An 18348-nucleotide genomic window follows, 5' to 3' on the forward strand; every position below is an offset into this window, starting at 1 on the left:
TGCGCTTTGCCAACGGCCGCGCCATCACCGCCTTTGCCGGGCTCAATCCACGGCTGCAGGAATCCGGGAGCTACCGGGGGCAGACACGCATCTCCAAGATGGGCTCATCGCGCCTGAGAGCCGGCCTGTACATGCCCGCGATCAGCGCCCTGACCTACAACGAAGCGATCAGAGCCATGGGCGAACGGCTAAGGGAGCGGGGCAAGACCGGCAAGCAGATCGTCTGCGCAGCGATGCGCAAGCTGCTGAACATCGCCTATGGCGTGCTGAAATCGGGTCAGCCGTTTGACGCAAAACTGGCCCTTGCTCACTAGAAATCAAGACGGTATCTACGGGGCCTGAACTTGGAAATGACAACGGCCCCGAAGGGCCGTTGTGTATCACTGACGGTGGATCAGGCCGCTGCGGGCAGCCCGTCGAACTCTTCCCGGGTCTTGTACATCAGGTCCCGGTTGTCATGGATCCAGGGGTGGAAGCCTTTCTTGAAGAAGTCCATGTACGCCGGGATCAACTGGCGGAACATGCCGTTCTTGCCCCACATCCAGCTCAGGCCGTCGCGCCAGACGCGCCAGTTCCACAGCAGGCCGTCGCGCTTGAGCATGTGGATCAGCCCGCGGTGGGTGTCGAGCATGAAGAAGAAGGTGCCCATGATCATTGCCCGGCGCAGCAGCTTGCGGCTGCCGCAGACCTGGTTGTAGACGTCGAAGGCCACCGCCTTGTGCTCCGTCTCCTCCAGGGCGTGCCAGCGCCACAGGCGGGCCAGGGTGGGGTGGGCGCCGGCGATGTGCTCGGGGTGCTTGAGCAGGCCGTCGGCCATGATCGCGGTGATGTGCTCCAGGGCGGCCGTGGCGGCCAGTTGCCGGCGCGGCGAGAATTTCTTCTGGGTGTAGCGGATGCGTGCCTGGGCGCGGCGCTCGATGCGCCCCACGTCATAACCCAGGTCGCGCAGGCGGGCGCTGTATTCCAGGTGTTCGCGGCTGTGGTGGCCTTCCTGGCCGATGAAGCCACGGATCTGCTCCTTCAGCACCGGGTCGGTGATCTCGTCGCGGAAGTGCCGCACCGAGTCGATGAAGAAGCGCTCGCCATCGGGAAAGAGCACCGACATGGCGTCGAACAGGTGGGTCTTGAAGGCATCGCCGCTGTGCCAGTGGCGGGGCATCGGATTGGGCAGGTCGAAATCCATGTGACGCGGGCGGATTACCAATCCTTCTGGGGTCGTGCTGGTCATGGGGACTCCCTGAGTCGGTTCAAACCACGTCCGCACTCTCGCTTGCGGGGTCTTGTCGGACAAGGTTATCTTCTGCCAATCATCAGGTCATATCTGGCCACGGCCGACCCACAAGAAGAACCCATGAAACAGCCGCTGACCTTCTCCGCCGAGCTCGTTCCGGTTGCCTACGCCGAAGCCCTGCTGAGCCTTGCCGAAGAGCTGGGCGTCACCCGCGAGGCGCTGTTCAGCGCGGCCCGCGTGCGCCCGGAAGTGCTGCAGAGCCCCAACGCGCGGCTCTCCTTCGTCGACTTCAACCTGTTGGCCACCGCCGCCCTGGTGCAGTGCAACGAGCCTGCCCTGGGGCTGGTGCTGGGCCAGCGGCTGAACGTCTCCACCCACGGCATCCTCGGTTACGCGGTGCTCTCCAGCGCCAACCTCGGGCGGGCGCTGCAGTTCGCCATGAAGTACTACCGGGTGCTGGGCCTGGCCTACGAGCTGGAGCTGGTGGAGCAGGGCGACTGCCTGCGGCTGGAGGCCACCGAGTCCTTCCCCATGGGGCCGCTGGGGCGCTTTGCCGGCGAGGGCCTGCTGACCAGTTTCTGCACCATCGCCCGCTTCCTCGTCGCCGAGCCGCTGCTGGGGCTGCAGGTGGGCTTCGCCCACCCCGAGCCGGATTACGCCGAGCGCTACGAAGCGGTGTTCGGCGCGCCGGTGGCCTTCGACCAGCCCTGCCACTGGATGACCCTGCCCACGCACTACCTCGACCGCCCCATGGCCCTGGCCAACCCGGCCACGGTGCAGATGTGCGAGCAGCAGTGCGAGGCCATCCTGGCCACCCTCGACGTGCAGGACGCCCTGCTGACCCGTGTGCGCCGCCTGCTGCTCACCCGCCCCGGCGACTTCCCCGACCTGGACAGCGCCGCCCGTGCCCTGCACACCAGTGGCCGCAGCCTGCGCCGGCACCTGGCGGCCATGGGCACCAGCTACCAGCAGGTGCTCGACGAAGTGCGCAAGGGCCTGGCCCTGCAGTACCTCACCACCACCCACCTGCCGCTGTTCGAGATCGCCGCGCTGCTGGGGTTCAGCGACCCCTCCAACTTCCGCCGCGCCTTCCGCAAATGGACGGGCAGGCTGCCGAGCGATTATCGTGCCGACCCTTGATCGACCCGCACCAGGCGCCGCAGAGCGCCGCCCCGGAGATGCCCGATGAACCCGTCCACCGCCCTGATCCGCGAAACCTTCCCCGTCGGCCCGTTGCAGTGCAACTGCACCCTGATCGGCGACCCGGTCAGCAAGAAGGCCATCGTCGTCGACCCAGGCGGCAACCACGAGCAGATCCTCGCCCGCCTGGAGGTCCATGGCCTGAAGCTGGTCAGCATCATCCACACCCACGCGCACCTGGATCACTTCCTCGCCTCCGGCGAGCTGAAGAAGGCCACCGGCGCCACCCTGCACCTGCACAAGGAAGACCAGTTCCTCTGGGACAACCTGGAGATGCAGTGCCGCATGTTCGGCGTGCCCTATAAGCCGGTGCCGGCCCCGGACCAGTGGCTGGCCGACGACGAGGAGCTGGCCTGTGGCTGTGGCGTGGCGCTGCACACGCCCGGACACACCCCCGGCTCCATGAGCTTCTGGTTCCCCGAGGCCAGGCTGCTGATCGCCGGCGACACGCTGTTCCGCCGGGGCATCGGCCGCACCGACCTGTGGGGCGGTGACTACGCCACCATCGAGCGCTCCATCAAGGGGCGGCTCTACACCCTGGACGAAGAGGCCACCGTGGTCACCGGCCATGGTCCCGACACCCGGCTGGGCGATGAAATGCGCGAAAACCCGTTCGTCCGGGCCTGAGCTACGGAATTTCCGCGAAGGGCCATGCTCTAACAGGCAGTTGAAAAAACGTAGACGAGGCAGCCGATGCAAGGCGAAAGCGGCCGAAAAAGCGCAGTTTACGTTTGTAAATGAGCATTTTGAGGGCGTTTTCAACGCAGCAGCGGCAACGCAGTCAGTTTTTCAACTGCCTGCTTATCGGTCGGCAGTCCACCGGGTTGCCTGTCACACAGGAGTAGAGAGTCCATGTTCACCACGCGTCGCCTGATCGTCGCGGCCCTTGCCGTGGCCACCTTGTCAGGCTGTGCTTCGCAGAACCCCTATGAGAACCAGGGCCAGGCGCCCCGCCAGGGCATGAGCAAGACCGCCACCTATGGCGGCCTGGGCGCCCTGGCCGGTGCCGTCGCCGGTGCCGCCATCAGCCACAACAACCGGGGCAAGGGCGCGCTGATCGGCGCCGCGGTCGCCGGTGCGGCGGGCGCAGGCTACGGCTACTACGTCGACAAGCAGGAAGCGGAGCTGCGTCGCAGCATGGAAGGCACCGGCGTACAGGTTCAGCGCCAGGGCGACAGCATCAACCTGGTGATGCCCGGCAACATCACCTTCGCCACCAACTCGGCGGACATCGCCAGCAACTTCTATGGCCCGTTGAACAACCTCGCCTCGTCGTTCAAGCAGTACAACCAGAACAACATCGAGATCGTCGGCCACACCGACAGCACCGGCAGCCACCAGTACAACGTCAATCTGTCCCAGCTGCGCGCCCAGAGCGTGGCCAACTACCTGGTGGCCCAGGGCGTCGAACCGGGTCGGTTGTCTTCCCGTGGCATGGGGCCGGACCAGCCGGTCGCCAGCAACGCCACCGAAGCCGGTCGCTCGCAGAACCGTCGGGTGGAAATCAAGCTGACCCCCATCCCCGGTGCCCAGGCGCCCCAGCAGTACTGACCCCCCCCCTCCGGGCCTGATCCAGGCCTCCACTTCATGGCCTCGCGCACCCGCCCGGGATGGCGCCGCCGGGGCCTGAAGTGTCCGCCTCCCAAGCGACGTGTCCCCCGGTTTTCCTGCGGCATTTTCCGGCGTGCCGTCGGCCGCTGCCTGCCGTCCGTCGTCTCATTGCTGGCACGGGGCTAGTGCGCCGAATCCTGACTAGACTGCCGACAGGTGACCGCGAATCAATGCTGATCAGCAGCGACTCCCCCTGATTTTTCCCCCTGCGTGTCGCCACAAGGACAGGAGCATGCATGGACGACCGTCCTCGGATTCCCGACAGGAAACCCTGGCTGCCCGTGGCGGCCGCGATGGTCCTGCTGGTAGCGCTGGGAGCCCTGGTGGTCTGGCAATGGCAGGCCCAGCGGGCTCGCTATGAGGCCGAGAACCAGCAGCGCTTCGACATGGCGGTCGACGAGGTGGCCCAGCGCATCAGCGACCGGATGCGCGCCTATGAAGTGGTGTTGCGCGGCATGTCCGGCCTGCTGGCCGGCAGCGACGAGGTGTCCGCCGACGAGTGGGCGCGGGCCGTGGACCAGCTCCAGTTGCAGGACCGCTACCCCGGCATCCAGGCACTCGGCTGGAGCCGCTACCTGGCTCCGGGCGACCTGCCGGCCTACCCGGGTGAGGAAGAGGGGCGCGCCGATGCCCGTCTGTTCCCTCCTGGCGAACGTGAGCGCTACCTGGTCATCACCTACATCAGCCCGCTGGACTGGCGGAACAAGCGCGCCCTGGGCTTCGACATGCTCAGTGAGCCGATGCGCCTGCAGGCCGTGCGGGCCGCGATCGACAGCGGCGAGGCCCGGCTGACCGGGCCCATCGTCCTGCGCCAGGACGAGGACAACTCGCCCCTCAAGGGGCTGGTGCTGTTCATGCCGGTGTATGGCCGCGATGCACCGGCCACCGCAACCGAGCGCCGCGAAGCGTTCATCGGCACCGTCTACGGCGCCTTCCGCGTCCAGGACCTGATGGCCGGCATCCTCGGGGCGCAGGCCCGACTGTTCGACATCGAGCTGGCGGACCTCCAGTACCCCGACCAACCCCTGCTGGACCCGCCCGACGCTGCCGAGCCTGCGCGCTATCAGGACCGCCGGAAGCTGCGCCTGTTCGGCCGTGACTGGCAGTTGCAGGTCACTGGCACAGCGGCCTACGCCAGCCTGCAAAGTGATGGCGGACTGCGCTTCACCCTGGTTGCCGGGTTGTCGGCCGCGTTGCTGCTATCCCTGCTGGTCGGGGCTTACCTGTACCTGCGCGAGCGCGAACTGCTGGCCAGCAGCAAGTCCGCTGCCCTGCTGCAGGAACGCGAAGCACACCTGCGCGCCCTGGTGGCGCGGTTGCCGGTGGCCACGCTGCTGTGCGAAGGCGACGGGCGCATCGAGCTGGCCAACGACAGCGCCGGGGAGTTGCTGGGTTGCGACTCCGAGTGGCTGGTGGGGCAGCACGCCCTGCGCTTCCTGCCGGGCGCCAGCGGGCTGGAGGCCCTGGCTTTCGAGAGCGAGCACGCGTCGATCAGCGAGTACGAGGCGCGCTGTGACGACGGCCGGCGCACACCGGTGGCCCTGCGCCTGACCCGTATCGACCGCGCCGATGGCCCCCGCTACCTGATCAACCTGCTCGACCTGCAGGCCCGTCGCAGTGCCGAGGAGCGCTTCCGGCTGGTGGTCGAGGCTTCGCCCAACGCCATCCTGCTGGTGGACACCGGCGGGCGTATCGCCATGGTCAACCGCCAGGTGGAGCAGATGTTCGGCTACAGCCGCCAGGAGCTGCTGGGCGAGCGGGTCGAGCGCCTGCTGCCGGTGGCCCTGCGCGAGGCCCACGTGGGCCTGCGCCAGGGCTTCCAGGCCAAACCCGAACCCCGGCGCATGGGCGGTAACCGCGAGCTGTTCGGCCAGCACCGGGACGGCCACATGATCCCGCTTGAGGTGGGCCTTTCGCCGATCCGCAGCGACAGCGAGACCTGGGTCCAGGCCGTGGTGATCGACATCACCGAGCGCCGCGTCGCCGAGCAGCGCCTGCGGGAGCAGGCCGAGCAACTGATGCTCGCCAACCGCTACAAGTCCGAGTTCCTCGCCAACATGTCCCACGAGCTGCGCACGCCGCTCAACAGCATCCTCATCCTCAGTGACCAGCTGCGCCAGAACGCCGCCGGCAACCTCACCGACAAGCAGTCGCGCCATGCCGACATCATCCACCGGGCCGGCAGTGACCTGCTGCAACTGATCAACGACGTGCTCGACCTGGCCAAGGTGGAAGCCGGGCGCATGCAGCTCAAGCTGGAGCCGCTCAACGTCCAGGACATGCTGGTGGAGCTGGATGCCAGCCTGCGGCCGATGGCCGAGCTGAAGGGCTTGCAGCTGGTGAGCCGGATCGACCCGGGCGTGCCTCGGGTCATCCACAGCGACCGGGTGCGCCTGCACCAGATCCTGCGCAACCTGTTGTCCAACGCCCTCAAGTTCACCGATAAGGGCGAGGTGGAACTGTCCGTGTCGGTGGACGCCCAGGACCTCGGCCCCGGCCGCGAGATGCTGCGCTTCAGCGTGCGCGACACCGGCATCGGCATTGATCCGGAGCAGCACGAGCGGGTCTTCCAGGCCTTCCAGCAGATCGACGGCTCCACCAGCCGGCGCTTCGGGGGCACCGGCCTGGGGCTGGCCATCACCCGCCAACTGGTGCTCGCCCTGGACGGGCAGATCAGCCTGCGCAGCCGCCTGGGTGAAGGCGCCTGCTTCACGGTCTGCCTGCCGGTGGCCGTGGGGGCGCTGGAGCCGGAGGTGGAGCTGACCGAGCCGCTGCGCAGCGGCGAGGGACCGCCGGTGCTGATCGTCGAGGACGACGCCGGCTTCGCCGCGGTTATCGCCGAGGCGGCCCAGGGACATGGCTTTTCCACGGTGCTGTGCAGCAACGGTCGCCAGGCGGTGGCGCTGCTGCAGGAGGAGCGCTATGCGGCGATCATCCTCGACATCCTCCTGCCCGACCTCAGCGGTTGGCAGATCTACCGGCGCCTGCGCGGGCTGCCCAATCACCGGGGCACGCCGGTGCACATCATCTCCTGCGTGCCGCAGCCGCCGGACTGGAACGACAGCGACACCCGCTACCTGGTCAAGCCCATTGGTCGCACCGAGCTGGAACAGGTGTTCGGCGGGCTTGGCGAGCCCGACGCGCAAGGCCACCGGATACTGCTGGTGGAAGACGTGGAGGTGGAGCGCGACCACTACCGCGAGCACCTGCAGCAACTGGGCTTCGAGGTGGTGGCGGTGGGCACTGCGGAGCAGGCCATCGTCGCCTACGAGGCGAACAGTTTCGCAGCCATAGTGGTGGACCTGAACCTGCCGGATCTGGACGGCTTCGAGCTGCTCGACCGGCTGGATGCCCGCCGCTCCCTGCGGAACGTGCGCGTGGTGGTGAACACCGGGCTCGATGTCGGCCAGCAGCACCTGCAGCGTCTGCGGCGCTACTCGGCGACGCTGGTGCCCAAGTCCGCCACCGACCCGGCCGCCCTTGGCGAAGCGGTGCAGGGCTTTCTCGACAGCCTGCACACGCAGCCGGCAACCCATGGGCATTCCGCCCTGGAAGGCGCGCGGGTGCTGCTGGTGGACGACGACGTGCGCAACATCTACGCCCTGACTGCCGTGCTGGACGAAGCTGGCCTACGGGTCACTCCGGCGCGCGATGGCATGGAAGCCATCGCCTGTTTCCAGCGCGAACCCTTCGACCTGATTCTCATGGACATGGCGATGCCCAACATGGACGGATACACCGCGACACGGACGCTGAAAGAGGAACACGCTTGCCACATCCCGGTCATAGCCCTGACGGCCCACGCCATGAAGGGCGACCGGGAAAAGTGCATCACCGCCGGTGCCGACGACTACCTGGCCAAGCCGGTGAACCGCCAGGAACTGCTGGACATGCTGGAACGCTGGCTCGAAGCCGCCGGAGGTCGCCATGACGCAGCCCTTGCCTAAGCTCAAGGCCCCCGAAAGCATCCTCCTGGTGGTGGACGACCGCCCGGAGAACCTCGCCGCCATGGAGGCGGTGCTGGACGACTCCACCTGGGACGTGCGCACCGTCGACTCCGGCGAGGCGGCCCTGCAGGTGCTGCTGGAGGAGCAGGTGGGCCTGGTCCTGCTGGACGTGCAGATGCCCGGCATGGATGGCTTCGAGGTGGCCCGGCTGATGCGTGGCAGCCCGCACACCCGCTACACGCCGATCATCTTCATCTCCGCCATTGCCCACACCCAGGAAGCGGTGCTGCGCGGCTACGCCACCGGCGCGGTGGACTTCATCCTCAAGCCGTTCGACCCGCAGGTGCTGCGCCACAAGGTACAGGCGCTGCTGGACCACGAGCGCAACCGCCGCGACCTGCTGCAGCTCACCCAGCAACTGGACAGTGCTCGGGCGTTCAACGCCTCGGTGCTGGAGAACGCCGCCGAGGGCATCCTGGTGGTGGGTGAGGACGGGGTGATCAGCTTCGCCAACCCGGCCATGGCGCTGATGCTCCAGGGCACCGTCAGCGATCTGGAGGGTCGCGAGTTCCTCAGCCTGATCGCCGCCCCCGAGTACGCCGGGGACTGGCGCCTGTCGGACTTCTACCGGCACTGGAAGCGCGGCGAACCCTACCGCCTGCACGACGCCGCGCTGAAGACCCAGGCCGGCGGCAGCCTGCCGGTGGCGCTGTCCTGCGCGCCGCTGCCCAGGGCCCAGCGCTCGATGGTGGTGATCGGCCTCGACATGTCGGCGGTGCGCCAGCTGCACGCCCAGCTGGAGGCCCAGGCCATCACCGATTCGCTCACCGGGCTGCTCAACCGGCGCGGCTTCTACCAGGCGCTGGAGTCGGCCCTGGCGCGGGTGGAGCGCAACGGCAAGCGCATGGCGGTGCTGTACCTGGACCTGGATGGCTTCAAGCGCATCAACGACTCCCTCGGCCACGACGCCGGCGACCAGGTGCTGCGCCGCGTGGGCGAGCAACTGAAGACCTGCATGCGCCCCTACGACATCCTCGCGCGCATGGGGGGCGACGAGTTCACCGCGCTGATCGACTCCCTCGACCACCCGGAAGATGCGGCCCGGGTAGCGGAGAAGCTCATCGAGCTGGTTTCGGTGCGCTACCGGGTGGACGGCATCGACGTCACCCTCGGTGCCAGCGTGGGCATCGCCTGCTTCCCCGAGTGCGGGCAGACGGTGGACGGCCTGCTGCGCGCCGCCGACATCGCCATGTACGAGGCCAAGCGCGCCGGACGCCAGCAGTACCGCTTCTTCTCGCCGGAGATGAATGGCCGCGCGCGCTCGCGGCTGATGCTGGAGGAGAGCCTGCGCAACGCCATCGAGCAGGACGACTTCGTGCTGGTCTACCAGCCCCAGGTGTACCTCGCCACCGGGCGCCTGCGCGGCTTCGAGGCGCTGCTGCGCTGGGAGCACCGGGTGGCCGGTACGGTTGCGCCCAATGTGTTCATCCCGCTGCTGGAAGAGACCCGGCTGATCAACCGCCTGGGGGACTGGATCTTCCAGCAGGGGGTCAGCCAGGGGCTGAAGTGGCGCGAGCGCTTCGGCGAGGACCTGGTCATCAGCCTCAATGTCAGTCCGGTGCAGTTCGGCATGCCGCACCTGGTGGAGGACCTGCGCCGGGCGCTGGAGCAGCGGGGCCTGCGCCCTTCGCAGATCGAGGTGGAGGTGACCGAGAGCGCGTTGATGCAGGACCTGGACATCACCCGCGAGCAACTGCGCCAGTTGCGCGAACTGGGGGTACGGGTGGCCATCGACGACTTCGGCACCGGCTACTCCTCGCTGGCGTACCTGCGCCACTTCGAGCTGGACACCCTGAAGATCGACCGGCTGTTCATCGCCAACATGCTGGAGTCGCCCCGTGATGCGGCGGTGGTCGCCACCATCATCGACCTGGGCCGCCACCTGGGCCTGGAGGTGATCGCCGAAGGGGTGGAGACGGCGGCACAGCGCGACTGGCTGATCGAGCACGGTTGCTCGGTGATGCAGGGCTTCCTGGTGGCGCCCGGCCTGCCCGTGGCCAAGGCGGGCGAATTCCCGCTGCAGCTCGACTGGCAGGCGTTCGACGCCGCGCGGTAAAGCCGGCGAAGGCGGCCTACACTTGCGCCGACGGCGCGTGAGGTCGCCGCATTCGCAAGGAGCATCCTATGTATTGCCTGTTCGTCGCCTACCCCAACAACGAGGGGGGCACCTTCGATTTCACCTACTACCTGGAGAAGCACATCCCCCTGGTGCGCGAGCTGCTGGGGGACAACCTGGTCAAGGTGGAGGTCCAGAAGGGCCTGGCCTCCGGAGACGGTTCGGCGGCGCCGTTCCTGTGTACCGCGCACATCTGGATCCGCTCCATCGACACCCTCCAGGCCACCCTGCGCAAGCATGGCCAGGCCATCAACGACGACATCCCGCGCTACACCAGCATTGCCCCGCTGCTGCAGGTGAACGAGGTGCTGGGCGACTGAGGCTGCCGGCTCCTGAATGACGAAGCCCGCCGATTGGCGGGCTTCTGCGTCCTGGGGTCAGGAACGGGGCGGGTGGCTCTGGTGCAGCGACGCCAGCTCGGCGTCCTTGCGCTCCCACAGCTGGTTGACCCAGAGCTGGAAGTCCTTGCGGTAGGCCTCGTCCTGGTCATAGCTGCGGCCGAGGAAGCCGGCGGGGATCGGCAGCGCCTCGATGCGCACCACCACCTCGCCGACCTGGCCGGCCATCAGCGCCCAGAAGCTCGGGTTGCCGCCGGGGTAGTGGATGGTGATGTTCAGCAGCGCCTCCAGTTGATCGCCCATGGCGTCCAGCACGAAGGCCACGCCGCCGGCCTTGGGCTTGAGCAGGTAGCGGAAGGGCGAGGCCTGTTGGGCGTGCTTGGCCGGGGTGAAGCGGGTGCCTTCGAGGAAGTTGAAGATGCCCACCGGGTTGTGGCGGAACTTGTCGCAGGTGCGGCGGGTGGTTTCCAGGTCCTTGCCTTTCTTCTCCGGGTGCTTGGCCAGGTAGGCCTTGGAGTAGCGCTTCATGAAGGGGAAATCCAGCGCCCACCAGCACAGGCCGATCACCGGGACCCAGATCAGCTCCTGCTTGAGGAAGAATTTCAGCGGGCGGATGCGCCGGTTGAACACGTACTGCAGCACCAGGATGTCCACCCAGCTCTGGTGGTTGCTGGTGACCAGGTAGGAGTGCTGGTAGTCCAGCCCTTCCATGCCCTGCACGTCCCAGCGGGTGTGCCGGACCAGGTTCATCCAGGTCTTGTTGCAGCTCACCCAGGACTCGTGGATGAAGCTCACCAGCGGGTTCAGCGCCTGGCGCACCGCCTGGAACGGCAGCAGCAGCCGCAGCAGGGTGATGGCGAACAGCGGCCAGCACCAGAACAGGGTGTTGAGGGCGAGCAGCAGGGAGGCGAGGACGCCGCGCAGGGGCGCGGGAAGGAAGCTGAGCATGGGAACCTCGTGTCTGGGCGGTCTGTGCCGCCCTGTTCGGTGGACGCCGTGCCGGTGGGCGGCCCGTTGGTGGCCAAGGTTAACGGTTGTTCACTGGACTGCAAGCGCGAAGGGTGACCGGTCGGTCGCAGCGGTTTCGCCGCTGCCCGGCCCCCTCCCGGCGGGAGGGGGCACGCGGCTCAGGCGTCGGGTCTGGCGGTGGCGGCCTGGATGGCGGTGAGGGCGATGGTGTAGACGATGTCGTCCACCAGTGCCCCACGGGACAGGTCGTTCACCGGCTTGCGCAAGCCCTGCAGCATGGGGCCGACGCTGACCACCTGGGCGCTGCGCTGTACGGCCTTGTAGGTGGTGTTGCCGGTGTTCAGGTCGGGGAACACGAACACCGTGGCGCGCCCGGCCACGGCGCTGCCCGGGGCCTTCTGCCGGCCGACGCTGTCGATGGCGGCGGCGTCGTACTGCAACGGGCCGTCGATGGACAGGTCGGGCCGGGCGGCCTTGGCCAGGCGGGTCGCCTCGCGCACCTTCTCGACGTCTTCGCCGGTGCCGGAGTCGCCGGTGGAGTAGCTGATCATCGCCACCCGCGGGTCGATGCCGAAGGCGGCGGCGGAGGCGGCGCTCTGCACGGCGATCTCGGCCAGCTCCTCGGCGCTGGGGTCGGGGTTCACCGCGCAGTCGCCGTAGACCACCACCTGTTCCGGCAGGAGCATGAAGAACACCGAGGACACCAGCTTGTAGCCGGGGGCGGTCTTGATCAGCTGCAGGGCCGGGCGGATGGTGTTGGCGGTGGTGTGCACGGCGCCGGACACCAGGCCGTCCACCTCGTCCAGGGCCAGCATCATGGTGCCCAGCACCACGTTGTCTTCCAGTTGCGCGGCGGCCATCGGTGCGTTCAGGCCCTTGCCCTGGCGCAGGGTCACCATGGGCTCGACGTAGCGCGGGCGCACCAGGTCCGGGTCGAGCACCTCCAGCCCTTCGGGCAGCACGATGCCCAGGGCGCGGGCCACGGCCTGCACGTCCTCGGGCTTGGCCAGCAGCACGCAGCGGGCGATGCCGCGCGCCTGGCAGATGGCGGCGGCCTGCACGGTACGCGGTTCGGCCCCTTCCGGCAGGACGATGCGCTTGCCCGCCTGCTGGGCGCGCTTCACCAGCTGGTGGCGGAACGCCGGTGGCGACAGGTGCGGCACGCGCGGGGTGCCGCAGCGCTCGCGCAGCCAGTCGTGGTCGAGGAAGCGGGCGATGAACTCGGTGACCTTCTCCGCACGTTCGCGGTCGTCCACCGGGATCTCGCGGTTCATGCGGTTGAGGTCGGTGGCGGTGCCATAGGTGCCGCTGGCCACGCTGAGCACCGGCAGGCCGCCCTGCAGCGCGCCTTGGCACAGCTCCATGATGCGCGGGTCGGGCGGGAAGTCGCTGCACAGCAGCAGGCCGGCCAGGGGCACGCCATTCATGGCGGCGAGGCTGGCAGCGAGGATGATGTCGTCGCGGTCGCCCGGGGTCACCACCAGCACGCCGGGTTTGAGCAGCGGTACGGTGTTGGGCACGGTGCGCGCGCAGAGGATGATCTTCTGCACCCGGCGCTGGTCGTAGTCGCCGGCGTTGATCACCCGCGCGCCCAGCAGGTCGGCCACGTCGCGGGTGCGCGGGGCGTTCAGCTCCTCTTCCCAGGGGATGCAGCCGAGCAGGCGGAAGTGCTTGGCGCGCAGCAGGGCGGTGTTGTCCTGCAGCTGTGGGCCGAGGGTTTCGTCGCGCACCTTGTTGAGGATCACGCCGAGCACCTTGGGATCGTCCGGGCCGCCGAAGAGCTGGGCCTGGATCTCCAGGCGGTCGGCCAGCTCGGTGACCGTCTCGTCCTCCGGCGCGGAGACCAGGATCACCTCGGCGTCCAGGCTGCGCGCCAGGTGGGCGTTGACCCGCGCCGCGTAGCTGGCGTGGCGGGTCGGCACCATGCCTTCGACGATGACCACGTCGCGGCCTTCGGCCACCTGCTGGTAGCGGCCGACGATCTCTTCCAGCAACTCGTCCAGCTGACCGTCGCCGAGCAGGCGTTCGACCTGGGCCAGCTCCATCGCCTTGGGCGGGGTCAGGCCGTGGGTGCGGGCGATGAGCTCGCTGGAGCGTTCCGGGCCGAGGTCGCCGGGGTGGGGCTGGGCGATGGGTTTGTAGAAGCCGACCTTGAGGCCGGCCAGTTCCAGGGCGCGGACCAGGCCGAGGCTGATGGAGGTCAGGCCGACACCGAAGCTGGTGGGGGCGATGAAGAAGGTATGCATGGGGCGCCTCAGTTGAGCAGGGCGAGGGTGTCGAGGGCGATCTGCCGCTCCTCGTTGGTGGGGACGACGAGGATGCGGGTCCGTCCGTAGCGGTGGATGGGCCCGGCGATGCCCTGCACGCAGCGGGCATTGGCCTCCTGGTCGATGGCCAGGTCCAGCAGTTGCAGGTGGGCCACGGTCTTGCTGCGGATCAGCGGCGAGTTCTCGCCGATGCCGCCGGTGAAGATCAGCCCGTCCAGCTGGGGCAGGGCGCAGCTCATGGCCGCCAGGCTCTTGGCCAGGCGGTAGCAGAACACCTCGATGGCCAGGGTGGCGCCGGGGTGGCCCTGGCTGCGGGCCTGCTCCAGGGTGCGCATGTCGTTGGAAAGCCCGGAGAGGCCCTTGAGGCCGCTCTCGTGGTTCAGCACACGGGTCACTTCGTCCAGGCTCCAGCCCAGGGTACGGGCCAGGTGGCTGTGCAGGTTGGGGTCGATGTCGCCGCTGCGGGTGCCCATCACCGTGCCCTCCAGGGGCGTCAGGCCCATGCTGGTGTCGCGGCTCTGGCCGTTGACGATGGCGCAGGTGGAGCAGCCGTTGCCCAGGTGCGCCGACAGCCAGCTGCTGTCGCCGATGGACAGCCCGGCGATCTCCGCCGCGCGGTGGCTGACGTAGCGGTGGCTGGTGCCGTGGAAGCCGTAGCGGCGCACGCCGTGGTCGCGGTAGAGCGACTCGGGCAGGGCGTAGCGGTAGGCGTGTTCGGGCAGGCTCTGGTGGTAGGCGGTGTCGAACACCGCCACCTGGGGCAGTTGCGGGTAGACGCTCATGGCGGCTTCGATCCCCTGCAGCGCCGCCGGGTTGTGCAGCGGTGCCAGGGGCGAGATGGCGCGGATGGTGGCGAGCACGTCGGCATCCAGCCGCCGCGCCGAGGTGAAGCGCTCGCCGCCGTGCACCACGCGGTGGCCGATGCCGTGGAGCTTGCCGCCGGTGACGGCCTGCACCAGTGGCAGCAACTGGGCGAGGGCGGCGCGGTAGTCGCCGTTGGGCAGCATCAGGCTGTCCTTCTCGCCGCCGCGCTGCCAGCGCAGCTCGGCCTCCGGCGTGCCCAGGCGGTCGGCGATGCCGCGCAGGGGGAACTGCGAATGGGCCTCGCTGACCAGGGCGAACTTGATCGACGCACTGCCACAGTTGATCACCAGGATATTGCGTGCGGGCATCTCGCCTCCTTGTCGGTTAGTCCTTGTCCTCGGTGTCCTGCTCCCTGGCGCACCAGCCACAGGCAAAGGGCTGGCCGAGGTGCGCCTCGCGCTGCCGTGGGTCCAGGACCCAGGCCCGCGACTGCCACGGCGGCTGATGACGCAGATGCTGGGTGTGCCCGCAGGAAAGCAGGGCCACCCAGTGGCCGTCCTCGTCCTGGCGGAAACCCAGCAAACGCGAGCCCCGTCCGTCAATCGGCGGGTCGCCATCGGCCGGTTTGGCAGTTAGACTTGCCACCTTTCCACTCTTATCCAAAAGGTCTCGCACCATGCTGATCGCCGCCAACAAGGCAGTCTCCATCGACTATACCCTGACCAACGACGCCGGTGAGGTGATCGACAGCTCCCGTGGCGGCGCGCCGCTGGTCTACCTGCACGGTGCGGGCAACATCATCGTCGGCCTGGAGCGTGCCCTCGAAGGCAAGCAGGCCGGCGACGAAGTGAAAGTGGCCATCGAGCCCGAAGACGCCTACGGCGAATACAGCGCCGAGCTGGTCGCCACCCTGAGCCGCGCCATGTTCGAAGGCGTGGACGAGCTGGAAGTCGGCATGCAGTTCCACGCCTCCGCTCCGGACGGCGGCATGCAGATCGTCACCATCCGCGACATCGACGGCGACGACGTCACCGTCGACGGCAACCACCCGCTGGCCGGCCAGCGCCTGAACTTCGAAGTGAAGGTGGTCAACGTGCGTGAAGCCAACGCCGAAGAGATCGCCCACGGTCACATCCACGGCGAAGGTGGTCACCACCACTGAGTGATGACAGGCGATCTGCGGCGCGCGGCGACGCGGATCGGCTGCTAAGCTCAAGTTCACCGGAAAGGCGCCCTCGGGCGCCTTTTTCGTCTCTCGTGCAAACCCGCGTCGATCCAGGAGTCTGTGAGATGAGTGCCTTCCACGACCTCAAGCTGCGTGCCCTCGACGGCCAGGAACTGCCGCTTGCTCCCTACAAGGGGAAGGTGGTGCTGGTGGTCAACGTTGCTTCTCGCTGTGGCCTGACGCCGCAGTACGCCGGGCTGGAGAAACTGCACCAGCAGTTCCAGGACCGGGGCTTCAGCGTACTGGGTGTCCCCTGCAACCAGTTCGCCGCCCAGGAGCCGGGCAGCGAGGACGAGATCCGCGAGTTCTGCACCCTGAACTACGGCGTGACCTTCCCGCTCGGCAGCAAGATGGACGTCAACGGCGCCAGCCGTCACCCGCTCTACCGCCTGCTGGCCGGTGAAGGGGCCGAGTTCCCCGGCGACATCACCTGGAACTTCGAGAAGTTCCTGGTGGGCAAGGACGGCCGCGTGCTCGCCCGCTTCTCGCCCCGCACCACCCCCGAAGACCCCGCCCTGGTGGCTGCCATCGAGAAAGCGCTGGGCTGACGCTTCTTTCCCCTCTTCCCATCCACCATGCGGGGGCTGCTGAGGTCAGTTGCAGCCCTGCGGGCTGCCTGGCGACTGAAGTCGCCCCTGCAAGGTGCAAGGGTTAACCCCCGCGCAGGCCATTACCTCGGGGTAAGCCGCGCGGGCTTTCTGACCCAAAATCACCCTGATCAATAGTGCTGTGCCGAGCGAGACGACCGGTCATATGCTCGCCGCCATGAACAGCATCCGACTCGACAAGCGTGACCTCATCCTCGCCAAGGGCACCCAGGTGATGACCCGTGCCGGCTACCACGGCACCGGCGTGCAGGAAATCGTCCAGGCCGCCGGCATCCCCAAGGGCTCGTTCTACCACTACTTCGCCAGCAAGGAAGACTTCGCCCTCCAGGCCCTGGACTACCTGTACCAGCCGCGCCTCGAGCGCTATGCCCAAGCCCTGTCCGACCCGGCGAAGAGCCCGTGCCAGCGGGTGCTCGACTACTACGGTGAACTGGTCAGCCACTTCACCCGCCACGAGAAGCTGGAATACCACTGCTTCATCGGCAGTCTGAGCTTCGAGATGGCCGAACTGTCGCCGGCCATCGGCGCCCAGGTGGACGCCATCCTGCAGCGCTCGGCGGACATCCTCCAGGCCTGCCTGGAAGAGGCCCAGCGTGCCGGCGAGCTCCCGGCCGATGAAGACTGCGCCAACCTCGCCGGCTTCATCGCCAACGCCTGGCAGGGCGTGCTCACCCGCCTCAAGGTCGGTGCCGGCGCCCGGCCGCTGTTCGATTTCATGACCCGCCTGCAGCGCCTGCTGCGGGTGTGACCCCCTAAAAAGCCCATTAACGAGACGACCGGTCACTTGGCCGGAATCAGGAGACCCCGATGACCGCATCCGTAGACGCCCTGTTCGCCCCCTTCCGCCTCGGCGCCCTGGAGCTGCCGACCCGCGTGGTGATGGCGCCCATGACCCGCTCCTTCTCCCCGGGCGGCGTGCCCACCGAGCAGGTGGTCGAGTACTACCGCCGCCGTGCCGCAGCCGGTGTCGGCCTGATCGTCACCGAAGGCACCACCATCGGCCACCAGGCCGCCAACGGTTACCCCCACGTCCCGCGTTTCTACGGCGAGGACGCCCTGGCCGGCTGGAAGCAGGTGGTCGAGGCCGTGCACGCCGAAGGCGGCAAGATCGTCCCGCAGCTGTGGCACGTCGGTAACGTCCGCCGCCTGGGCACCGAACCGGACGCCAGCGTTCCCGGCTACGGCCCCAGCGAGAAGCTCAAGGACGGCCAGGTGGTGGTCCACGGCATGACCCAGCAGGACATCGACGAGGTCGTCGCCGCCTACGCCCAGGCTGCCCGTGACGCCAAGGCCATCGGCATGGACGGCGTGGAGCTGCACGGTGCCCACGGCTACCTGATCGACCAGTTCTTCTGGGAAGGCACCAACCAGCGCACCGACGGCTACGGCGGCAGCCTGGCCAACCGCTCGCGCTTCGCCATCGAAGTGATCGAGGCCGTGCGCGAGGCCGTAGGCCCCGACTACCCGATCATCTTCCGCTTCTCCCAGTGGAAGCAGCAGGACTACACCGCCCGCCTGGTGCAGACCCCGGAAGAGCTGGAAGGCTTCCTCAAGCCGCTGTCCGAGGCCGGCGTGGACATCTTCCACTGCTCCACCCGTCGCTTCTGGGAGCCGGAGTTCGAAGGCTCCGACCTCAACCTGGCCGGCTGGACCCGCAAGCTCACCGGAAAGCCCACCATCACCGTCGGCAGCGTCGGCCTGGATGGTGAGTTCCTGCAGTTCATGGTCAAGACCGACAAGGTCGCCCAGCCGGCCAACATCGAAGGCCTGCTGGAGCGCCTGAACAAGCAGGAGTTCGACCTGGTGGCCGTGGGCCGCGCCCTCTTGGTGGACCCGGACTGGGCGACCAAGGTTCGCGAAGGCCGCATGCAGGACATCCTGCCGTTCAGCCGCGATGCCCTGACCAGCCTGGTCTGAGCACGACCCCCGGTGCGCCGGCCTGGCCGGCGCACCCATTTCCAGCTCCGTCTCG

The 18348-nt window shown here is 68.0% G+C and carries 16 protein-coding genes; 11 read left to right on the forward strand and 5 right to left on the reverse strand.

The window, feature by feature from the left end; translation table 11 throughout:
- Positions 1-314: transposase (locus BM198_RS13870; RefSeq protein ID WP_139233622.1), on the forward strand; the 314-nt coding region annotated here is incomplete at its 5' end.
- A gap of 80 nt (positions 315-394) precedes the next feature.
- On the opposite strand, the gene BM198_RS13875 is transcribed toward BM198_RS13870, so the two are convergent.
- Positions 395-1228, reverse strand: coding sequence for a metal-dependent hydrolase (locus BM198_RS13875; RefSeq protein ID WP_069562277.1), 834 nt, complete (start codon positions 1226-1228; stop codon positions 395-397).
- 123 nt (positions 1229-1351) lie between these two features.
- Between BM198_RS13875 and BM198_RS13880 the strand changes: the two genes are divergently transcribed.
- From BM198_RS13880 to BM198_RS13905, 6 genes are all read left to right on the forward strand, one after another.
- The gene (locus BM198_RS13880) at positions 1352-2371 is read left to right on the forward strand and encodes an AraC family transcriptional regulator (protein ID WP_074970692.1); all 1020 of its coding nucleotides are present in this window, start codon (positions 1352-1354) and stop codon (positions 2369-2371) included.
- 45 nt (positions 2372-2416) lie between these two features.
- The gene (locus BM198_RS13885) at positions 2417-3058 is read left to right on the forward strand and encodes an MBL fold metallo-hydrolase (protein WP_074970694.1); all 642 of its coding nucleotides are present in this window, start codon (positions 2417-2419) and stop codon (positions 3056-3058) included.
- Between the two features lie 225 nt (positions 3059-3283).
- The gene (locus BM198_RS13890) at positions 3284-3982 is read left to right on the forward strand and encodes a YiaD family glycine zipper/OmpA-like lipoprotein (RefSeq protein WP_044411480.1); all 699 of its coding nucleotides are present in this window, start codon (positions 3284-3286) and stop codon (positions 3980-3982) included.
- 296 nt (positions 3983-4278) lie between these two features.
- The gene (locus BM198_RS13895; protein WP_074970696.1) at positions 4279-7989 is read left to right on the forward strand and encodes a response regulator; all 3711 of its coding nucleotides are present in this window, start codon (positions 4279-4281) and stop codon (positions 7987-7989) included.
- Positions 7970-10105 (forward strand): putative bifunctional diguanylate cyclase/phosphodiesterase, encoded by a 2136-nt coding sequence (locus tag BM198_RS13900; RefSeq protein WP_044411474.1) that lies wholly within the window; start codon positions 7970-7972, stop codon positions 10103-10105. Before BM198_RS13895 ends, BM198_RS13900 begins: the two co-directional genes overlap by 20 nt.
- Positions 10106-10173: 68 nt before the next feature.
- On the forward strand, positions 10174-10485 hold the full coding sequence (locus tag BM198_RS13905) for an EthD family reductase (protein WP_044411471.1): 312 nt from the start codon (positions 10174-10176) through the stop codon (positions 10483-10485).
- A 57-nt stretch (positions 10486-10542) separates the two neighbouring features.
- Here BM198_RS13905 and BM198_RS13910 read toward each other — a convergent pair whose 3' ends face one another.
- The 4 genes from BM198_RS13910 to BM198_RS13925 form a co-directional block, all read right to left on the reverse strand.
- Positions 10543-11451, reverse strand: a complete 909-nt coding sequence (locus tag BM198_RS13910; protein ID WP_074970698.1) for an acyltransferase — start codon at positions 11449-11451, stop codon at positions 10543-10545.
- Between the two features lie 179 nt (positions 11452-11630).
- Positions 11631-13718: a phosphate acetyltransferase gene (gene pta / locus BM198_RS13915; RefSeq protein ID WP_074970700.1), complete on the reverse strand. Its 2088-nt coding sequence runs from the start codon at positions 13716-13718 to the stop codon at positions 11631-11633.
- Positions 13719-13726: 8 nt separating this feature from the next.
- Positions 13727-14911 (reverse strand): acetate kinase, encoded by a 1185-nt coding sequence (locus tag BM198_RS13920; protein WP_044411466.1) that lies wholly within the window; start codon positions 14909-14911, stop codon positions 13727-13729.
- 16 nt (positions 14912-14927) lie between these two features.
- On the reverse strand, positions 14928-15251 hold the full coding sequence (locus tag BM198_RS13925) for a DUF3565 domain-containing protein (RefSeq protein ID WP_074970991.1): 324 nt from the start codon (positions 15249-15251) through the stop codon (positions 14928-14930).
- Here BM198_RS13925 and BM198_RS13930 point away from each other — a divergent pair.
- The 4 genes from BM198_RS13930 (at position 15220) to BM198_RS13945 (ending at position 18293) form a co-directional block, all read left to right on the forward strand.
- Positions 15220-15705 carry an FKBP-type peptidyl-prolyl cis-trans isomerase gene (locus BM198_RS13930; protein ID WP_074970702.1) on the forward strand — a complete coding sequence of 162 codons (486 nt, stop codon included), beginning with the start codon at positions 15220-15222 and terminating at the stop codon, positions 15703-15705. The two genes, BM198_RS13925 and BM198_RS13930, sit on opposite strands and share 32 nt — an antisense overlap.
- Before the next feature lie 128 nt (positions 15706-15833).
- Positions 15834-16316 (forward strand): glutathione peroxidase, encoded by a 483-nt coding sequence (locus tag BM198_RS13935; RefSeq protein ID WP_044411458.1) that lies wholly within the window; start codon positions 15834-15836, stop codon positions 16314-16316.
- 217 nt (positions 16317-16533) lie between these two features.
- Positions 16534-17124 carry a TetR/AcrR family transcriptional regulator gene (locus tag BM198_RS13940; protein WP_174244743.1) on the forward strand — a complete coding sequence of 197 codons (591 nt, stop codon included), beginning with the start codon at positions 16534-16536 and terminating at the stop codon, positions 17122-17124.
- A 59-nt stretch (positions 17125-17183) separates the two neighbouring features.
- Positions 17184-18293 carry an NADH:flavin oxidoreductase gene (locus tag BM198_RS13945; protein ID WP_074970706.1) on the forward strand — a complete coding sequence of 370 codons (1110 nt, stop codon included), beginning with the start codon at positions 17184-17186 and terminating at the stop codon, positions 18291-18293.
- The last annotated feature ends 55 nt before the right edge of the window (positions 18294-18348 follow it).

This window comes from Metapseudomonas otitidis, from assembly GCF_900111835.1.
Taxonomy (GTDB): Bacteria; Pseudomonadota; Gammaproteobacteria; order Pseudomonadales; family Pseudomonadaceae; genus Metapseudomonas; species Metapseudomonas otitidis.

Bases quoted from the DNA above. Each gene is read 5' to 3' on its own strand.
- BM198_RS13875 (WP_069562277.1), bottom strand. From the start codon at position 1,228: ATGACCAGCACGACCCCAGAAGGATTGGTAATCCGCCCGCGTCACATG.
- BM198_RS13880 (WP_074970692.1), top strand. From the start codon at position 1,352: ATGAAACAGCCGCTGACCTTCTCCGCCGAGCTCGTTCCGGTTGCCTAC.
- BM198_RS13885 (WP_074970694.1), top strand. From the start codon at position 2,417: ATGAACCCGTCCACCGCCCTGATCCGCGAAACCTTCCCCGTCGGCCCG.
- BM198_RS13890 (WP_044411480.1), top strand. From the start codon at position 3,284: ATGTTCACCACGCGTCGCCTGATCGTCGCGGCCCTTGCCGTGGCCACC.
- BM198_RS13895 (WP_074970696.1), top strand. From the start codon at position 4,279: ATGGACGACCGTCCTCGGATTCCCGACAGGAAACCCTGGCTGCCCGTG.
- BM198_RS13900 (WP_044411474.1), top strand. From the start codon at position 7,970: ATGACGCAGCCCTTGCCTAAGCTCAAGGCCCCCGAAAGCATCCTCCTG.
- BM198_RS13905 (WP_044411471.1), top strand. From the start codon at position 10,174: ATGTATTGCCTGTTCGTCGCCTACCCCAACAACGAGGGGGGCACCTTC.
- BM198_RS13910 (WP_074970698.1), bottom strand. From the start codon at position 11,451: ATGCTCAGCTTCCTTCCCGCGCCCCTGCGCGGCGTCCTCGCCTCCCTG.
- pta (WP_074970700.1), bottom strand. From the start codon at position 13,718: ATGCATACCTTCTTCATCGCCCCCACCAGCTTCGGTGTCGGCCTGACC.
- BM198_RS13920 (WP_044411466.1), bottom strand. From the start codon at position 14,911: ATGCCCGCACGCAATATCCTGGTGATCAACTGTGGCAGTGCGTCGATC.
- BM198_RS13930 (WP_074970702.1), top strand. From the start codon at position 15,220: ATGCTGATCGCCGCCAACAAGGCAGTCTCCATCGACTATACCCTGACC.
- BM198_RS13925 (WP_074970991.1), bottom strand. From the start codon at position 15,251: ATGGAGACTGCCTTGTTGGCGGCGATCAGCATGGTGCGAGACCTTTTG.
- BM198_RS13935 (WP_044411458.1), top strand. From the start codon at position 15,834: ATGAGTGCCTTCCACGACCTCAAGCTGCGTGCCCTCGACGGCCAGGAA.
- BM198_RS13940 (WP_174244743.1), top strand. From the start codon at position 16,534: ATGAACAGCATCCGACTCGACAAGCGTGACCTCATCCTCGCCAAGGGC.
- BM198_RS13945 (WP_074970706.1), top strand. From the start codon at position 17,184: ATGACCGCATCCGTAGACGCCCTGTTCGCCCCCTTCCGCCTCGGCGCC.